Origin of the sequence: Roseococcus sp. YIM B11640, from assembly GCF_049727625.1 — a bacterium.
In the GTDB taxonomy this organism is placed as follows: domain Bacteria; phylum Pseudomonadota; class Alphaproteobacteria; order Acetobacterales; family Acetobacteraceae; genus Roseococcus.
In genome coordinates this window covers 652,366-666,945 of record NZ_JBBJOZ010000001.1, presented here as the reverse complement: position 1 = coordinate 666,945, position 14,580 = coordinate 652,366, and the positions used below count along the sequence as shown (strand labels likewise).

Annotated in this window: 16 protein-coding genes; 10 read left to right on the top strand and 6 right to left on the bottom strand. The window is 70.9% G+C overall.

The features are described 5' to 3' along the window. Positions 1-6: 6 nt before the first annotated feature. The 7 genes from WJM96_RS03385 to WJM96_RS03355 all read left to right on the top strand — a co-directional run bounded on the left by WJM96_RS03385 (position 7) and on the right by WJM96_RS03355 (position 9,238). Positions 7-1,593 (top strand): DHA2 family efflux MFS transporter permease subunit, encoded by a 1,587-nt coding sequence (locus WJM96_RS03385; protein ID WP_424811012.1) that lies wholly within the window; start codon positions 7-9, stop codon positions 1,591-1,593. An 84-nt stretch (positions 1,594-1,677) separates the two neighbouring features. Continuing rightward, positions 1,678-3,327 carry a Na/Pi cotransporter family protein gene (locus WJM96_RS03380; protein ID WP_424811011.1) on the top strand — a complete coding sequence of 550 codons (1,650 nt, stop codon included), beginning with the start codon at positions 1,678-1,680 and terminating at the stop codon, positions 3,325-3,327. A gap of 68 nt (positions 3,328-3,395) precedes the next feature. Further along, complete coding sequence (locus WJM96_RS03375; RefSeq protein WP_424811010.1) at positions 3,396-4,553, top strand: DegT/DnrJ/EryC1/StrS family aminotransferase; 1,158 nt, start codon at positions 3,396-3,398, stop codon at positions 4,551-4,553. Positions 4,554-4,622: 69 nt separating this feature from the next. Continuing rightward, a complete protein-coding gene (locus WJM96_RS03370; RefSeq protein WP_424811009.1) occupies positions 4,623-5,318 on the top strand; it encodes a DUF1194 domain-containing protein in 696 nt (231 codons plus the stop codon). 162 nt (positions 5,319-5,480) lie between these two features. Then, complete coding sequence (locus WJM96_RS03365; RefSeq protein WP_424811008.1) at positions 5,481-6,545, top strand: hypothetical protein; 1,065 nt, start codon at positions 5,481-5,483, stop codon at positions 6,543-6,545. 20 nt (positions 6,546-6,565) lie between these two features. Next, positions 6,566-7,156: a D-sedoheptulose 7-phosphate isomerase gene (locus WJM96_RS03360; protein WP_424811007.1), complete on the top strand. Its 591-nt coding sequence runs from the start codon at positions 6,566-6,568 to the stop codon at positions 7,154-7,156. A gap of 129 nt (positions 7,157-7,285) precedes the next feature. Then, positions 7,286-9,238, top strand: a complete 1,953-nt coding sequence (locus WJM96_RS03355; protein WP_424811006.1) for an alpha/beta hydrolase domain-containing protein — start codon at positions 7,286-7,288, stop codon at positions 9,236-9,238. A 36-nt stretch (positions 9,239-9,274) separates the two neighbouring features. On the opposite strand, the gene WJM96_RS03350 is transcribed toward WJM96_RS03355, so the two are convergent. The 4 genes from WJM96_RS03350 to WJM96_RS03335 all read right to left on the bottom strand — a co-directional run bounded on the left by WJM96_RS03350 (position 9,275) and on the right by WJM96_RS03335 (position 12,687). After that, positions 9,275-9,688 (bottom strand): DUF3775 domain-containing protein, encoded by a 414-nt coding sequence (locus WJM96_RS03350; RefSeq protein WP_424811005.1) that lies wholly within the window; start codon positions 9,686-9,688, stop codon positions 9,275-9,277. Positions 9,689-9,845: 157 nt separating this feature from the next. Further along, positions 9,846-10,673, bottom strand: a complete 828-nt coding sequence (locus WJM96_RS03345) for an aldo/keto reductase (RefSeq protein ID WP_424811004.1) — start codon at positions 10,671-10,673, stop codon at positions 9,846-9,848. Further along, a complete protein-coding gene (locus tag WJM96_RS03340; RefSeq protein WP_424811003.1) occupies positions 10,670-11,701 on the bottom strand; it encodes a WD40 repeat domain-containing protein in 1,032 nt (343 codons plus the stop codon). Before WJM96_RS03340 ends, WJM96_RS03345 begins: the two co-directional genes overlap by 4 nt. Continuing rightward, positions 11,701-12,687, bottom strand: a complete 987-nt coding sequence (locus tag WJM96_RS03335; protein ID WP_424811002.1) for a CobW family GTP-binding protein — start codon at positions 12,685-12,687, stop codon at positions 11,701-11,703. The genes WJM96_RS03340 and WJM96_RS03335 overlap by 1 nt, the downstream gene beginning before the upstream one ends. A gap of 125 nt (positions 12,688-12,812) precedes the next feature. Between WJM96_RS03335 and WJM96_RS03330 the strand changes: the two genes are divergently transcribed. From WJM96_RS03330 to WJM96_RS03320, 3 genes are all read left to right on the top strand, one after another. Next, positions 12,813-13,274: an HXXEE domain-containing protein gene (locus tag WJM96_RS03330; protein ID WP_424811001.1), complete on the top strand. Its 462-nt coding sequence runs from the start codon at positions 12,813-12,815 to the stop codon at positions 13,272-13,274. Between the two features lie 14 nt (positions 13,275-13,288). Continuing rightward, positions 13,289-13,504 carry a DUF4287 domain-containing protein gene (locus tag WJM96_RS03325; RefSeq protein ID WP_424811000.1) on the top strand — a complete coding sequence of 72 codons (216 nt, stop codon included), beginning with the start codon at positions 13,289-13,291 and terminating at the stop codon, positions 13,502-13,504. Between the two features lie 62 nt (positions 13,505-13,566). Continuing rightward, positions 13,567-13,755: a hypothetical protein gene (locus tag WJM96_RS03320; RefSeq protein ID WP_424810999.1), complete on the top strand. Its 189-nt coding sequence runs from the start codon at positions 13,567-13,569 to the stop codon at positions 13,753-13,755. A 1-nt stretch (position 13,756) separates the two neighbouring features. Here the strand turns inward: WJM96_RS03320 and WJM96_RS03315 are convergent, their stop codons facing one another. Both WJM96_RS03315 and WJM96_RS03310 read right to left on the bottom strand, forming a co-directional pair. Next, positions 13,757-14,164 carry a DUF6691 family protein gene (locus WJM96_RS03315; protein ID WP_424810998.1) on the bottom strand — a complete coding sequence of 136 codons (408 nt, stop codon included), beginning with the start codon at positions 14,162-14,164 and terminating at the stop codon, positions 13,757-13,759. Further along, complete coding sequence (locus WJM96_RS03310) at positions 14,161-14,577, bottom strand: YeeE/YedE family protein (RefSeq protein ID WP_424810997.1); 417 nt, start codon at positions 14,575-14,577, stop codon at positions 14,161-14,163. Before WJM96_RS03310 ends, WJM96_RS03315 begins: the two co-directional genes overlap by 4 nt. Positions 14,578-14,580: the final 3 nt, after the last annotated feature.

The window sequence follows — 14,580 nt, the reverse complement described above, 5'->3', positions numbered from 1 at the left end:
GCCCCCATGTCGGCCACCGCCGCCGCCCTGCCCTCGCCGCACCGGCAAATGGCGGGGGTGGGGCCCGCGAAATTCGCGGGCTTCATGGTCATGGTGCTCGGCATGTTCATGGCGATCCTGGACATCCAGATCGTCTCCGCCAGCATCGCCGAGATCCAGGCCGGCCTGGCCGCCAGCCCCGACGAGGCCTCCTGGATCCAGACTTCCTACCTGATCGCGGAGATCGTCATGATCCCGCTTTCGGGCTTCCTCTCGCGCCTGCTTTCCACGCGCGTGCTGTTCACCATCTCGGCGCTCGGCTTCACCGTCTTCTCGCTGGCCTGCGCGATGGCGACGTCGCTGCCGCTGATGATCGCCTTCCGCGCGGCGCAGGGCTTCCTGGGCGGCGCGATGATCCCAACGGTCTTCGCCACCGCCTTCATCCTCTTCCCCGCCAAGCAGCGCACGCGCGTCTCCGTGCTCATCGGCCTCACGGCCACGCTGGCGCCGACCATCGGCCCGACGCTGGGCGGCCTGCTGACCGAGACCTTCTCCTGGCACTGGCTCTTCCTGATCAACGTGCCTGTCGGCCTGCTGGTCGCCGGCGTGGTCTGGCGGACCATGTTCATCGACGAGGGCGACCGCCGGCTGCTGGCGCATTTCGACTGGTGGGGCCTCGCCTTCATGGCGGTCTTCCTCGGCAGCCTCGAATACGTGATGGAGGAAGGTCCGCGCTGGGAATGGCTGGAGGACGAGACCATCGCCTTCTTCGCGCTGGTCGCCCTGCTGTCCGGCATCGCCTTCTTCTGGCGCGCCTTCACGCGGCGCGAGCCGATCGTGGATCTGCGCGCCTATGGCAATGCGAATTTCGCCATCGGCAGCCTCTTCGCCTTCATCGTCGGCATCGGGCTCTATGGCGCGGTCTATCTGGTGCCGCTCTTCCTCGGGCGGGTGCGCGGCTTCAACTCGCTGCAGATCGGCGAGACGATGTTCGTCACGGGCCTCGCGATGTTCATCGCGGCCCCGATCGTGGGCCAGATGGCGCAGCGGATGGATGTGCGCGTCGTGCTCGCCATGGGGCTCGGCATCACCAGCTATGCGCTGTGGCTCACCGCCGGGCTCACCACGCTCTCGGGCTTCTGGGAGCTGGCGCTGCCGCTCGCGCTGCGCGGCGTGGGGACCATGATGGTGATGGTGCCGGTGAACCAGGTCGCGCTCGGCACGCTGCCGCCCGCGCGCATCAAGAACGCCTCGGGCCTCTACAACCTCATGCGCAACCTGGGCGGCGCCGTGGGCCTCGCCATGATCAACACGCTGGTGACCGATCGCGGCGCCGCGCATCGCCTGCATCTCGCGGAACAGGTGAGCTCCGGCCGCGTCGCCGCCACGCAGTGGTACGACAACCTCGCCAATGCCCTGACGCCGCGCCTGGGCGAGGCGCAGGCCTCCATCGCCGCGCTGCGCCGCATCGCCCAGATGGTGGAGCAGCAGGCGATGGTGCTGGCCTATAACGACGTGCTGATCGTGATGAGCCTGCTCTTCGCGGGCGCGATCCCGCTGGTGCTGCTGCTGAGCAAGCCGCAGGCCGCGCCGGGAGGCGGCGGGGCGCACTGACCCTCGGCCCCTGAGGCTGTCGGCGCCACCGGCGCTCCGGCTATGTTGCGCCGGAATGATCTGGGGGCGGAGCCTGTAACACGCATGTCGACAGCCATCGCCATTCTCGGCGGGGTGGGATTGTTCCTGCTCGGCATGACCGTGATGACCGACGGGCTGAAGGCGATGGCCGGCTCGGCGCTCCGCACGGTGCTGGGCAAGGCGGCGGCCACGCCGGTCTCGGGCGCGTTCTGGGGCGCGATCGTCACGCTCCTCGTGCAGTCCTCGAGCGCCGTGACCATGACGACCATCGGCCTGGTCAGCGCGGGCCTGCTGACCTTTCCGCAGGGGCTCGGCCTGGTCTTCGGTGCCAATGTCGGCACGACGGGGACGGGGTGGCTGGTGGCGCTGATCGGCGTGCGCGTCTCGCTCTCCTCCTATGCGCTGCCGCTCATCTTCGCCGGGGCGCTGGCGCGGCTGCTGGGCAGCGCGCGGATCGCGGCGGCGGGCGGCGCGCTCGCGGGCTTCGCGCTGGTGCTCTACGGGCTGACGACGCTGCAGCAAGGCATGGGCGGGCTCGCGGAAAGCCTGAACCCCTCGGACCTGCCCGCCGTGCTGGGCGCACCGGGCGTGGGGTGGCTCGCGGGCATGGCTGGGCTGCTGGGCCTCGTCGCGGCGGGCCTCGCGATGACGGCGGTGATGCAATCCTCCACGGCCGCCATCGCGGTCACCATCTCCGCCTTCGCGGCCGGGGCGGTGGACCTCGACCAGGGCGCGGCGCTGATCATCGGCCAGAACATCGGCACGGCCACGAGCTCCGCGCTCGCCGCCATCGGGGCAAGCACGACCGCCAAGCGCCTCGCCCTCGCCTATGTGCTGTTCAAGCTCATCGCGGCCCTCATCGCCGTCGCCGCCTTTCCCTTCACCTCGCGGCTGATGCACCACCTCCTCCCGTCGCTGGAGGGCATGACGCTGCTGGCCGCCTATCATACCGCCTACAATGTCGTGGCGGTCGCGGTGCTGCTGCCGGCCACGACATGGTTCACCCGTCTGGTGGAGCGGCTGCTGCCGTCCCGGCAGACGGCGCTCGAGCGCGCGCTCGACCCCAGCGCCCTCGCGAACCCGGTGATCGCGGTCGAGACCGCCCGGCGCGTGGTGGCGCGGATCCTTTCGGCGACCGCGGCCGGCACGGCCGCGAGGCTTTCCGGCGGTTCGGCGCCCATGAGTCCGGAAGCGGCCGCCGCGCTGGCCTCGGTGCGGGATTTCCTGTCGGGGGTGAAGCACCCGCCGGATTCCGAGGCCGAGCGGCTCCGCATGACGAGCACCCTGCACGCGCTCGAGCACGCCTCGCGCCTCGTGCGGGACCTCGCCGCCGAGGGTCCGGCCGCGGGGCGCGACCCGCGCACCGTGGCGCTGTGCATGCAGGCGATGCGCGGAGCGGAGGCTGTCGGCGCCTCGATCGCCGCGGAATCGGCCCTGAGCGCCCAGGCCGAGCCCATCGGCTGGCACATCTCGCCGGAGATCGGCGCGGCGCTGGACGCCGCGGAGCGCGCGGCGCGGGATCTGGAGGCCCTGCAGCGGGAGCAGCGCGCCGCCACCCTCGCCGCCGTCGCGCCCGGGGAGCTGACGGCCACGGAGGCCTTCGCCCGGATCGAGGCCACGCGGCATCTGGAGCGGATCGCGCGCCATGCCTGGCGGGCCGCGGCGCATCTTCTCGGGCGCGGGTCCGGGGAGCCGGCCGACGGGCCCATGTAGCGTTCGGTCACACAGCTTGAATCACCCGGGACTTGATCCTGGCGCCCCCCCGGCGCACTGAGGCGGCCATGACCGAACAGACCCGTCCCATCGCTCTCTTCGACATGCAGGCCCAGCAGGCGCTGATCCGGCCCGAGCTGGACCGCCGCATCGCCAGCGTCCTGTCCTCCGGCCGCTTCATCAACGGCCCCGAGGTCGTGGAGCTGGAGAAGCGCCTCGCCGATTTCGCCGGCTGCGCCCATGCCGTCGGCGTCTCCTCCGGCACGGATGCGCTGCAGATCGCCATGATGGCCGAGGGGATCGGCCGCGGCGACGCGGTGTTCCTGCCGGCCTTCACCTATACCGCCACGGCGGAGGTGCCTTTGGTGCTCGGCGCCACGCCCGTCTTCGTGGATGTGGACCCCGAGACCTTCAACATCGACCTCGCGGATCTCGAGCGCCGCATCGAACTCGTGGTGAAGGAGGGCAAGCTGAAGCCCCGCGCGCTGGTGGGCGTGGACCTCTTCGGCCTGCCGGCGGACTGGCCCGCCCTGCGCGCCATCGCCCAGAAGCACGGCCTCTTCACGCTGGACGACGCCGCCCAGGCCTTCGGCGCCGCGCTGCACGGCCAGCGCCTGGGCCGGCATGCCGACGCCACGGCGCTCAGCTTCTACCCGACCAAGACGCTCGGCTGCTACGGCGATGGCGGCGCGCTGCTGACCGACAGCGCGGAGCGCGCCGAGCTCTACCGCTCGCTCCGCACCCATGGCGAGGGCGGCGGGCGCTACGAGGTGCTGCGCACCGGCATGAACGGCCGCCTCGACACGCTCCAGGCCGCTATCCTGCTCTGCAAGATGGACCTCTTCGAGCAGGAGCTGAAGGACCGCGCGAAGGTCGCCTCCTGGTATGGCGCGCGCCTCACCGGCAAGGTCGGCCTGCAGCGCCTTTCCAACGAGGCCGAGAGCGCCTGGGGCCTCTACACCATCCGGCTCTCGGGCCCCGAGCAGCGCGCGAAGGTTCAGGAGGCGCTGAAGGCCCAGGGCATCCCCTTCGGCGTCTACTACCCCAAGCCGCTGCACCATCAGCCGGCCTACCAGGGCGCCCATGCGGCCGGGCTCGCCGCCGCGCCGGCGCTGGCAGTGGCCGAGTCGCTGTGCCACCAGGTCATGTCGCTGCCGATGCACCCCTACCTGACCGAGGGCGAAGTCGAGCGTGTTTGCAACGCGGTAGTCGCCGCAGTTTCATAACTCCGCAACTAAGGATTGCATTCGCAATTGCGGTAGAGGTTCCATGGACGACCCATGGAGTCTCGCCGCATGCGTCGTCGCTCTCTGATCACGGGTTCCGCTGCTGCCGCCCTCGCCCCGCGCCTCGCGCGCGCCGAGCCCGAGCCGGTCGACGTGCTGCTGGTGATGGCGGTGGACGTCAGCCGCTCCATCGACGAGGACGAAGCCAAGCTCCAGCGCGAAGGCTACCGCAATGCCGTGAGCGACCCCCGCGTGGTGGAGGTGATCCGGCGCGGGATGATCGGGGCGATCGGCATCGCCTATGTCGAATGGGCGGGCTTCGAGTACCAGCGGCTGGTGCTGCCCTGGACGCGCATCGGCCGGCAGTCGGACGCGGATGCATGGGCCTCGGCGCTCGCGGAGGCGCCGCGGGCTTCGCTGTCCTGGACCTCCATTTCCGGCGGCATCGACTTCTCCCGCCGGGTGATGGCGGAGGCGCCCTTCGAGGCCACGCGCCGCGTCATCGACGTCTCGGGCGACGGGGTGAACAACTCCGGCCGCCCGGCGGAATCCGCCCGGGACGACGCGGTGGCCGAGGGCATCGTCATCAACGGCCTGCCCATCATCAACGACCGCCCGACCTTCGGCCGCATGCCGAGCCTGCCGCTCGACCAGTACTTCCAGCAGCACGTGATCGGCGGCGACGGCGCCTTCATGATCGTCGCCGAGGATTTCGAGGCCTTCGGCACGGCCGTCCGGCGCAAGCTGATCCGGGAGATCGCCTAGATTCCTGTCGCCCTCAGACGCCGGGCTCGGCCCTCCGCCGCTGGCTTCGCCTCGAACCGGCGGGGCGGCCCACTCGCTTGACGCTTGGCATCGCAATGCGGAAAACATCCGCATGGAGCCGCACCTGATCCGGACACGGCGCGGCCTGGCCGCGCGACACGCTTGACCACGCAGCCCATTCCCCTCGCCACGGTCCGCTGGGCCTACCGCTTCCTGCTGGGCCGCGAGCCGGAGAGCGAGGCCATCGTCCGCGCCTGGGCCGGGGAGAGCACGCTGCACGGGCTGCTGGAAGGCATGCTGGGCAGCCAGGAGATCGCGCTCGCCGCCAGCCAGGGCTTCCCGGCGCGCGGCAGCTGGATCGAGAACGAGGTGAGCGAGGAGGCGGCCGTCGCACTGCTCTCGCTCCGCGACGGCCGCTTCCCGGCCGAGGAGGCGGTGCGGGAGCTGCGCGAGCGCTGCGCCAGCCTGGCGGAGATGCGGCGCGTCCTGCTCGAAGCCCCCGCCATCGAGGCGCGCCTCGCCATGCCGGAAGGGCCGCGCCGGCGCCGCCTGCTGCTCGCCGGCCGGCCCGTGACCCTGCATGGCGACAGCCGCGAGCCCGAATTCCTGCAAGGCCCTGCCCTGGCGCCCCGGCTGGCCGCGCTTGCCGCCGCGCTGCTTCCGGGCGGCGGCGAGGGCTGCGTGATCGTCGAGGCGGGGGCCGGCATCGGCGTCTCCACCCTCGCCTTCGCCGCCGGCGCGCCCGGCCATGCCGCGCTCGTCGCCCATGAGGCCGACCTGCCCCGCGCGGCGGCACTGACGCGCAACATCGTGGAGAACGGCCTGTCGCGCGCCGGGGCCCGCGCCGTCCCGATGGGCGATCCGGCCGAGATGCTGGCGCGCGAAGGGCTGTCGCGGCTCGACCTGCTGCGCCTTGCCGAGCCCGGCGCCACGCTCCGCGCCCCCCTGCTCGCGCCCTTCCTGCTGGCCCGGGGGGCGGCGCTGCTGCTGCGCCTCGACCTCGGCGAGCTCATCGCCACGGCCGAGGGCCCGCGCGCGGCGCTGGAGGCCTGCCTCGCGGCCTTCCCCCACGGCGCCGCCTTCGGCCCGGGCTCCGAGCCCTATCTGCTCGACAACCCCGCCGCCGTCGAAACGGCGCTCCGGGGCGCCCTCGCACGGACGGACCGGCGGGACGACATTCTCCTCTTCGGCGATACCGGCTGGATGGATCGCTTCGGCGCGCTTTGATCCGCCACGAAAGGACTCCCATGACCCCCTCGATCCTCGGCTGGATCCGGAACACCGCCGGGCTGATGGCGCGGATGGAAGCCGACCAGGAGATGCTGGCCGCCGCCAACGCGGCCGCCGATCTCTGCATCCAGGCGCTCAAGGCCGGGAACAAGGTGCTGATCTGCGGCAATGGCGGCAGCGCGGCCGATGCCCAGCACTGGGCCGGGGAGCTGGTGAGCCGCTTCTTCTACGACCGCCCCGGCCTGCCGGCGATCGCGCTCACCACCGACAGCTCCATCCTGACCGCCATCGGCAACGACTACGGCTACGAGCACGTCTTCTCGCGCCAGGTGGAGGCGCTGGGCGTGGCGGGGGATGTGCTCTTCGGCCTCACCACCTCCGGCCGCTCGCCCAATATCCTGGCCGCGATGCGCGCGGCGAGGGAGAAGGGCATCCATGCGGTGGGCTTCACCGGCAATGGGCCTGGCTCGGCGGATCTGGCGGCCGTCTCGGACGTCACTATCCGCATCCCGAGCCCGGTCACGCCCTCCATCCAGGAAGGGCACGAGGTGCTGGGCCATGCGATCTGCGCGATGATCGAGGCGGCGATTTTTCCCAGGAACTCCTGAAGGGAATCCCGGGTCTTTCGCTCGCTCAGGCGGCCAGGCTCGCGCTCGCGCCCGAGCCTGATGGACGGCGCCACTTCCTTATAAGCTCGCGGCAGGTCTAGCCTCTCCCAAAAGGGAGGTTCCGAACCGATGCTCAAGCCCGCCGCACTGGCGCTGGGTGCCGGCATGCTCGCCATGCCGGCCGCCGCCGAGGTCATCCGTTTCGAGCCCACGGGGCCGGCGCAACCCGCCTTCGAGGGCCGCGCCTTCGGCGAGGCAGGGCGCTACGAGCGGTTGGCCGCCCGCGCCACCATCGCGCTCGACCCCACCGATCCGCGCAACGCCGTCATCGCCGACATCGCCCTCGCCCCGCGCAACGCCCAGGGGCGCGTCGAGGCCGTCGCGGAGGTGGTGGTGCTGCGCCCGGCCGAGCCCTTCCGCGGCAACGGCACCCTGTTGGTCGAGGTCCCGAACCGGGGGCGCGAGCTGGCGGGGCAGCTCTACAACGAGGGCCCGGCCAACGGGCTGATGAACGGCACCAACCCCGGCAACGGCTTCCTGATGCGCCAGGGCCTCACCCTCGTCTGGGTGGGCTGGCAGGCGGACATCCCACCCGGCGAGGGCCGCGGCGCGGGTCTGCGCCTGGAGGCGCCCGTGGTGCCCGGCATCACCGGCGCCTCGCGCGAGGAATTCCTCTTCGACCACATGACCAGCCCGGTCACGGTCCCGCTGACCTACCCGGCGGCCGGCGAGCAGGGGGCGACGCTGACCGTGCGCGGCCGGTTCGAGGATGCGCGCCAAACGCCGGCCGGGCTTTCCTTCCGTTTCCTCGATCCCAGCCGCATCGAGATCACGCGGCCGGCGGGCTTCGATGCCGGCGCGCTCTACGAGTTCACCTACACGGCCAAGGACCCGCGCGTGCAGGGCATGGCCTTCGCCGCCATGCGCGACGTCGCCGCCTTCCTGCTGCGCGAGCGCGGCGCGGGCAATCCGCTGGCCGCGAACGGCCGCGTCTCGGTGGACCGCGCGGTGCTGCACGGCGTCTCGCAATCCGGCCGCTTCGTGCGGGACTTCCTCTATCTCGGCTTCAACGAGGATGAGCGCGGACGCCAGGTCTATGACGCCATGCTGCCGCATATCCCGGGCACGCGCCGCACCTTCACCAATGCGCGCTTCGCCCAGCCCGGCCGCAACCCCACGCCGCATGGCGACCGGCTCTACCCGGCCGACCAGTTCCCCTTCACCTATGCCACGACGCAGGACCACCTGACCGGCGCGCGCGACGGGCTGCTGCAGCGCTGCCGCGTCTCCGGCACCTGCCCGCGCATCATGCAGACGGACAGCGAGTACGAGTTCTGGGGTGCCCGCGCCGCGCTGCTGGTGACCGACACGCGCGGCAACCACGTCGAGCTCCCGCCCGAGGTGCGGGCCTATGCCATGACGGGCCATCCGCATTTCTCTGCCGGGGATGCGGTGGCCTCGCGGCTCGACCGCTGCGCGCTGCCGGTGAACCCGCTGCATGCGGGGGCGCCGATGCGCGCGCTGCTCGTCGCGATGGAGGAATGGATGCGCGAGGGCGTGCAGCCGCCCGCCACGCGCTACCCCATGCGCGCCCAGGGCACGCTGGTGCCGGCCGAAGGGCTCTACGCGGGGCTTCCGCTGCTGGGCTATCGCGGCGCCTATGGCCCGGCCCAGCTGGTGGACAACAGCGTCATGCCGCCGGTGGTGCGCGGCGAATACACCGTGCTGCTGCCCCGCGCGGATGCGGACGGCAATGCCATCGGCGGCGTGCGCAACGTGATGCTGGAGGTTCCCCGCGCGACCTATACCGGCTGGAACCCCCGCGCCGAGGGCTTCGCGCCCGGCGCGCTCTGCTACAACACCGGCGCCGTGGTGCCCTTCGCCGCCACCCGCGCGGAACGCGAGGCTGCGGGCGATCCCCGGCCTTCCATCGAGGAGCGCTATGCCTCGCCGGAAGCCTACGTCACCGCCGTGCGCGCCGCCGCCGAGCGGCTGGCGGCGGAACGGCTGATGCTGGCCGAGGATGTGGAAGCCGCGGTCACCGCGGCGCGGGAGGACAGGCTCGCCCGGCTGAAAAGGTAGTTCAGGCCGGGCGCGCCGAGGCAGGGGGGCGGAACGTTACCGCTCCACCTCTTCGATCGAGAGGCCGAAGGCGGCCGCGCCCTCGGAAAGCAGGTCGCCCAGGCCTTCCATCCCGGCGAGATAGGCGCTGGCATCGCCCTTGGCGTTGCGCTCGGTGGCGAGGCGCACGGCCTCCTCCCACTCCTCGGGCTCGTAATCGCCGCGGCCGACCCAGGCCAGCGCGATGAGGCCGACCTGCTCCTCCTCGTTCAGCTCATCGATGTAGTCGGTGAGCATCTCCTCGGTGATCTCGTCCTCTTCGTCCTCGTCCTCTTCCTCGTCGTCCTTCGGGTCGCCCATCAGGGCTTCCTCGGCCTCCTGCACGGCGTTGGCGAGGTCCACGACGGTCGCGACCACCTCGAGGCTCACACCCAGGTCGACCTCATCCTCGTCATCATCAGGTGGGGCCATGGTTCTCTGCCTTTCGTCGGTTTCGGGGCGCGGGACGCGTCAGTTGCGCGCAGAACGCGGAAGGCCGGGAGGCGTTGCGGCACCTCCCGGCGCGCCGGGTTCATTCCCTTTTTGGGACGTCTCGCGGGCTGGCCGCAAGCGCCCTCTCCGATGAAATTCAGGCGGCCCAGTCAGGCGCGAAGGAGGGGTTCACGAAACGCCTGTTCTTGGGCAGGGCGTCGATGGCGGCGATGTCCGCCTCGCTCAGCTGGATCTCGGCCGCGCCCAGGTTTTCCCGCTGCCGCTCCGGCCCCTGGGCCTTGGGAATCGCCGCCACCATGGGCTTGGCCAGCAGCCAGGCCAGCGCCACCTGGGCCGGGGTCGCGTCCAGCCGGTCGGCGATGCCGGTGATCACCTCGTCCTCGAGCATCTCGCCCTTGCCGAGCGGGGTGTAGCTGGTCGTGACCATCCCCGCCTCGCCCGCCAGCGCCAGGATACGGTCCTGGCCCAGCATCGCGTGCTGCTCCACCTGGATGCAGGAGAGCTCGGCGATCTTGTGCGCGAGCGCCTGCTTCAGCAGGCCGGGCGGGAAGTTGGAGACGCCGACGGCCCGCGCCAGCCCCGCTTCCTGCAGCCTCGCCATCTCCGTCAGCACGGAAGGCAGGTCGAGCTGCGGCGAGGGCCAGTGGATGAGCAGCAGGTTCACATAGGGCTGCCGCAGCCGCTGCAGCGACTGCTCGAAACCCGCGCGGAAGCTCGGGCCGTCCGGCTTGTCCCACCAGATCTTGGTCGTGAGGAAGATCTCGCCGCGAGGGACGTCGGCGGCCGCGAGCGCGGCGCCGACCGCGTCCTCGTTGCCGTACATCTCCGCCGTATCGATGTGCCGGTAGCCGAGGCCGAGCGCGCTTTCCACCGCCGCCTGGCACTCCGCGCCCTTCATGGGCCAGGTGCCGAGGCCGAGCGCGGGCATGGCCATGTGCTTGGTCGTCAGGATCGGAACGCTCATCGTGCGGCGAGATCCAGAATGCCCATGAAGCCCTTCTCCGTGCCGAAGGCGAGCAGCGTGCCGTTGGCGTTCCAGGTGAGCGCGGAGATGCCGCCCTCTCCCGGCGGCGCCACGGGCAGGACGCGCCCCGTGTTGATGTCGCTCAGCAGCACCAGCCCGTCCTCGAAGCCGGCGGCCACCATGTCGTGCTGCGGATGGCAGGCGACGCGCGTGCAGATCACGGCATCGCCGCCCGCGAGCTCGGTCGGCGCCTTGCCCATGGGGCCGCCGCCGAAGAAGGGCCAGATCACGATGGATTCCGCGCCGCTCGTCGCCAGCCACTTGCCCTTGGCGGTGAAGGAGAGGCTGTGCGTCTTGGCCGGGTAGCCGGACATCCGCATGTGCTGCCCATCGGCGAGGCGCCATCCGTGCAGCGACATCTCCTGCATCGCGGTCACGACATGCGAGCCGTCGGGATGGATGGCGATCGCCGCGTGGCTGCCCTTCCAGTCGAGCACGCGTGGCTTGTCCTCCTTCGCGCCGACGAACCAGAGCGAGGCGCCGTTGTAGTGGCTGGCCGCGATGCGCTTGCCCTTGGCGTCGAAGGCGATGCCGCCGACGCTGGAGGGATGGGCGAGCGACTTCAGCACCTCGCCCTTCGCGTTCAGCACATGCACCGCCTTGGAGACGGCGGCGGCGCGCACGCCGCTCTCGTGGCTGGCCACATGCTCGACCCAGCGGCTGCCGAACTTCTGCAGCTCGACCGCCTCGCCCTCGGGCGAGATGCGCATCACGCGGCCGTCGTCGCCGCCCGTGAGCGCGCCGTCCTTGCAATCGGCGCCGAGCGCGAGGCAGGCGCCCTGATGCGCCTCGACCGTCTTCCATTCGCCGTCTCGGGCCGCGAGGTTCACCACGCGCACGGTCCCGTCGCCGAGGCCGGCATGCAGCGAGCGACCCTCGCGCCCGAAGGCCAGGCCCACCACCCAGGCGCCGAGCTGGCGCGCGACGCCGCGCTCGGCCAGCAGGTATTCGATATCCGTATCCGACATCAGGCTGCCGGAGCCTCGACCTGGCAGGATTCGAAACCGCGGCGCAGCTGCGGCCGGTTCAGGTTGCGGCCGATGAAGACGATCTTCGACTTGCGCGGATCGCCCTCCTTCCACGGGCCGATGTAGTCGCCGTCGGCGATCATGTGCACGGCCTGGAAGGCGAAGCGGCGGTCCTCGCCGGGATAGGCCAGGATCCCCTTGGTCCGCAGCAAGTCCTGCCCCTTGGCGGCCAGCAGGTCCGTCATCCAGGTGTTGAACTTCTCGGGGTCGATGGGACGCGAGACCTCGAAGGACATCGAGTTCACCTCGCTGTCGTGCTCATGGTCGTCGTCGCCCGAGAGGAAGTCGGGCTCGCGCGCCAGGATGCGCTCGAGGTTGAAGGCGTCGCGGCCGATGACGCTGTCGATCGGAGCATCGGACTTGGTGCTGCGGATCAGCTCCACCATCGGGTTGATGGCGCGGATGCGGTGTTCGACCTCGGCGGCCTCCTCCTCGCTCACCAGGTCCATCTTGTTCAGCAGGATGAGGTCGGCGAAGGCGATCTGCTCCTCCGCCTCCTTGCTGTCCGCGAGGCGGGCGAGCAGATGCTTGGCGTCCACCACGGTCACGATGGCGTCGAGCTTGGTGGCCTTCTTCACATCCTCGTCGACGAAGAAGGTCTGGGCCACGGGCGCCGGGTCGGCGAGGCCGGTGGTCTCGACGATGATGCCGTCGAACTTCTCGCGCCGCTTCATGAGGCCCGAGAGGATGCGGATCAGATCCCCGCGCACGGTGCAGCAGATGCAGCCGTTGTTCATCTCGAAGACCTCCTCGTCGGCATCGACGACAAGGTCGTTGTCCACGCCGAGCTCACCGAACTCGTTGATCACGACGGCGAATTTCTTGCCGTGGTTCTCGGTGAGGATGCGGTTCAGCAGCGTGGTCTTGCCCGCGCCGAGATAGCCGGTGAGGACGGTGACAGGGACGGGCGCGGCGGTGTCGCTCATCTGGGGGGAACTCCAGGAGAAATGCTTAGGCCGCAATATGGTGCAGCCTTCCGGATGGGCAAAGCCCGGCTGGACCAGGGCCGCCCGGGACGCATAGCGTGGTTGCGGCAAACCGGGGCCCGCCCATGACGCTTTCGACCCTGCTCTGGCTCTGCACGACGGCCTATGCCCTGCATGTCATCGAGGAATTCGTCCTGGACTGGCGCAACTGGGCGCGGAACGTGCTGGGCCTCCCGGTGGAATGGCCCGCCTTCTACGTGACCAACGCCGCGGTCGCGGTGCTGGGCGTGACGGCGGCCATGATCGCGCCGGAGCTGCCGGCCGTGGCCCTCGGCCTCCCCGCACTGATGCTCATCAACGCGACCTTCTTCCACGTCCTGCCCGTGATCCGCTTCGGGGGGCGCTTCTCGCCGGGGCTGATCTCGGCGGTGCTGCTCTTCTATCCCCTGGGGATCGCGAGCTACGTGGCGGCGGCGCCCGGCTGGGGCGGGGCGCTGCTCTCGGTCCTGCTGGGCGCCGCGATCATGGCCTGGCCCATCGTCATGCTGAAGCTCAGCCTGCTGCCCTATTTCCGGCAGGACCGCTGAACCGGGAGGATTCCATGTCGTTCCAGGCCTATCTCGACAATATCCAGGCAAAGACCGGCAAGAGCCCGGCGGATTTCAAATCCATGGCGGCCGAGAAGGGCTGGATGACCGGCGGCCGCCTGCGGGCCGAGATCAAGCCCGGCGCGGTCGTCGCCTGGCTCAAGGAGGATTTCGAGCTCGGCCATGGCCACGCCATGGCGATCGTGGCGCTGCTCAAGGGCACGAAATAGGGTCCGATCCAACCAGGCGCGGCGCCGGGGGTTGGACAGATGAACCCCCGAGGAGGATCGCCATGGCCATCAGCAAGCCCAACCCCGGAAGCTCGAAAAAGGGCGATATCGACACCCGCAGCACCGATGCCTACGGCAAGCAGGCCGACGAGGTGAAGTCCCATGCCGAGCGCGCCCGGGAAAAGCCGGCGAAGAAGCCAAGCGAGGCCGGCGAGGCGGCCGGCGCGCTGAAGGACGAGACGGCGCGCTAGCCTATCGCCTGATCAGCGCGAAGAGGCCCATTCCCGCCAGCATGGCGGCCACGAAGGTCAGCGCCGTCACCCCGCCGAAGGAGAGCGAGGCGAGGGCGGGCCCCGGGCAATAGCCCGCGAGTCCCCATCCCAGGCCGAACAGCGCCGCGCCGCCGAGCAGGCCCGCATCCACCGGGCGGCGCGGCGGCTCGGCGAAGGCGGGCGCGTAAAGCGGCGCGCCCCGCCGCCGCCCCAGCGCGAATCCCAGGGCCGCCACGGCGACGGCGCCCGCCATGACGAAGGCGAGGCTCGGATCCCAGTCGCCTGCGACATCCAGGAAGCCCAGCACCTTGGCCGGATTGGCCATGCCGGAGATCACCAGCCCCAACCCGAAGAGCAGGCCGGATAGGAGGGAAGCGGCCACCCTCATGCCAGGTGCCGTGAGGCGTAGACGGTGAGCGCGGCCACCGCCATGAAGACGAGCGTCGCGGCAAAGGAGCGCGGCGAGAGCCGCGCCAGCCCGCACACCCCATGCCCGCTGGTGCATCCGCTGCCGAGCCGCGTGCCGAAGCCGACCAGCAGGCCAGCCAATACCAGCCGCGCCGTCCCGGCCTCGACCGAGACCTCGGGCGCGCCCTGCACGGCGACGTAGAGCAGCGGCGCGGCGAGCAGCCCGGCCAGGAAGGCCAGCCGCCAGCCGGTTTCTCCCGGCTTCGGGCGCAGCAGCCCGCCCAGGATGCCGCTGATGCCCGCGATCCGCCCGTCCGCCACCCAGAGGATGGCGGCCGAAAGACCGATCAGCACGCCCCCCATCAAGGATGAGAGGGGCGTGAAGTTCTCCAAGGC

Bases quoted from the DNA above. Each gene is read 5' to 3' on its own strand.
- WJM96_RS03385 (WP_424811012.1), top strand. From the start codon at position 7: ATGTCGGCCACCGCCGCCGCCCTGCCCTCGCCGCACCGGCAAATGGCG.
- WJM96_RS03380 (WP_424811011.1), top strand. From the start codon at position 1,678: ATGTCGACAGCCATCGCCATTCTCGGCGGGGTGGGATTGTTCCTGCTC.
- WJM96_RS03375 (WP_424811010.1), top strand. From the start codon at position 3,396: ATGACCGAACAGACCCGTCCCATCGCTCTCTTCGACATGCAGGCCCAG.
- WJM96_RS03370 (WP_424811009.1), top strand. From the start codon at position 4,623: ATGCGTCGTCGCTCTCTGATCACGGGTTCCGCTGCTGCCGCCCTCGCC.
- WJM96_RS03360 (WP_424811007.1), top strand. From the start codon at position 6,566: ATGACCCCCTCGATCCTCGGCTGGATCCGGAACACCGCCGGGCTGATG.
- WJM96_RS03355 (WP_424811006.1), top strand. From the start codon at position 7,286: ATGCTCAAGCCCGCCGCACTGGCGCTGGGTGCCGGCATGCTCGCCATG.
- WJM96_RS03350 (WP_424811005.1), bottom strand. From the start codon at position 9,688: ATGGCCCCACCTGATGATGACGAGGATGAGGTCGACCTGGGTGTGAGC.
- WJM96_RS03345 (WP_424811004.1), bottom strand. From the start codon at position 10,673: ATGAGCGTTCCGATCCTGACGACCAAGCACATGGCCATGCCCGCGCTC.
- WJM96_RS03340 (WP_424811003.1), bottom strand. From the start codon at position 11,701: ATGTCGGATACGGATATCGAATACCTGCTGGCCGAGCGCGGCGTCGCG.
- WJM96_RS03335 (WP_424811002.1), bottom strand. From the start codon at position 12,687: ATGAGCGACACCGCCGCGCCCGTCCCTGTCACCGTCCTCACCGGCTAT.
- WJM96_RS03330 (WP_424811001.1), top strand. From the start codon at position 12,813: ATGACGCTTTCGACCCTGCTCTGGCTCTGCACGACGGCCTATGCCCTG.
- WJM96_RS03325 (WP_424811000.1), top strand. From the start codon at position 13,289: ATGTCGTTCCAGGCCTATCTCGACAATATCCAGGCAAAGACCGGCAAG.
- WJM96_RS03320 (WP_424810999.1), top strand. From the start codon at position 13,567: ATGGCCATCAGCAAGCCCAACCCCGGAAGCTCGAAAAAGGGCGATATC.
- WJM96_RS03315 (WP_424810998.1), bottom strand. From the start codon at position 14,164: ATGAGGGTGGCCGCTTCCCTCCTATCCGGCCTGCTCTTCGGGTTGGGG.